The sequence below is a fragment of the Paenibacillus solisilvae genome, assembly GCF_042656405.1.
In the GTDB taxonomy this organism is placed as follows: domain Bacteria; phylum Bacillota; class Bacilli; order Paenibacillales; family Paenibacillaceae; genus Paenibacillus_Z; species Paenibacillus_Z solisilvae.
In genome coordinates this window covers 1-878 of record NZ_JBHSOW010000061.1, presented here as the reverse complement: position 1 = coordinate 878, position 878 = coordinate 1, and the positions used below count along the sequence as shown (strand labels likewise).

6 tRNA genes are annotated in these 878 nt (G+C 50.7%); all 6 read right to left on the bottom strand.

What is annotated here, in order from left to right:
* Window positions 1-83: 83 nt before the first annotated feature.
* The 6 genes from ACFPYJ_RS16710 to ACFPYJ_RS16685 all read right to left on the bottom strand — a co-directional run bounded on the left by ACFPYJ_RS16710 (window position 84) and on the right by ACFPYJ_RS16685 (window position 640).
* A tRNA-Lys gene (locus tag ACFPYJ_RS16710) sits at window positions 84-159 on the bottom strand.
* Window positions 160-175: 16 nt separating this feature from the next.
* Window positions 176-260 (bottom strand) — tRNA-Tyr (locus ACFPYJ_RS16705).
* 38 nt (window positions 261-298) lie between these two features.
* Window positions 299-374, bottom strand: a tRNA-Phe gene (locus tag ACFPYJ_RS16700).
* Between the two features lie 14 nt (window positions 375-388).
* Window positions 389-465: transfer RNA gene (locus tag ACFPYJ_RS16695), tRNA-Asp, on the bottom strand.
* Window positions 466-478: 13 nt separating this feature from the next.
* Window positions 479-554: transfer RNA gene (locus ACFPYJ_RS16690), tRNA-Val, on the bottom strand.
* A 9-nt stretch (window positions 555-563) separates the two neighbouring features.
* Window positions 564-640: transfer RNA gene (locus tag ACFPYJ_RS16685), tRNA-Met, on the bottom strand.
* Window positions 641-878 lie beyond the last annotated feature (238 nt).

Here is an 878-nt window from a genome sequence, read left to right as displayed (position 1 = left end):
TCTTTTTGGTTTAAAATTACCAAGGGGCAATCCCTCGGTCATCTTCGATGACTTTTGGGACAGCCCCTGAAAGTTTTAACAAATGGTGAGTCATGTAGGATTCGAACCTACGACACCCTGATTAAAAGTCAGGTGCTCTACCAACTGAGCTAATGACTCTAGCTGTAAAGGAAAATGGTGGAGGCTGATGGATTCGAACCACCGAACTCGAAGAGAGCAGATTTACAGTCTGCCGTGTTTAGCCACTTCACTAAGCCTCCGTCAGGACAGATAAAGGCTTTAGCCTTTATTAAAAAAATGGTGGCTCGGGACGGAATCGAACCGCCGACACGAGGATTTTCAGTCCTCTGCTCTACCGACTGAGCTACCGAGCCTTAATTTAATTAAATGGCGGAGCCGACGGGATTCGAACCCGCGGTCTCCTGCGTGACAGGCAGGCATGTTGGGCCACTACACCACGGCTCCGCATTGTTAAAGATGGTGGAGGCTGACGGGATCGAACCGCCGACCCTCTGCTTGTAAGGCAGATGCTCTCCCAGCTGAGCTAAGCCTCCGTATGATAGTGGTAGCGGCGAAGGGACTCGAACCCCCGACCCTCCGGGTATGAACCGAATGCTCTAGCCAGCTGAGCTACACCGCCACATCAAATGCCCTAAATAGCTTGTCCTTATAATGGCCGGGCAGCCATCAATTCAGGTTATAGACGTCGCCAAACGTCCTGTCATTACTTGTGGATGGACCGCACTTGTCAGTACATCCGAGGTAATTACGCCCTGAAAACTGGATATGAACCTTTGCGAGTGGTTACATTTAGCTGAGTTGTCACGATTTCACGTAAATCCCGGAGCCTTGCGCTCATCTGCGATGAGACGCGTAGG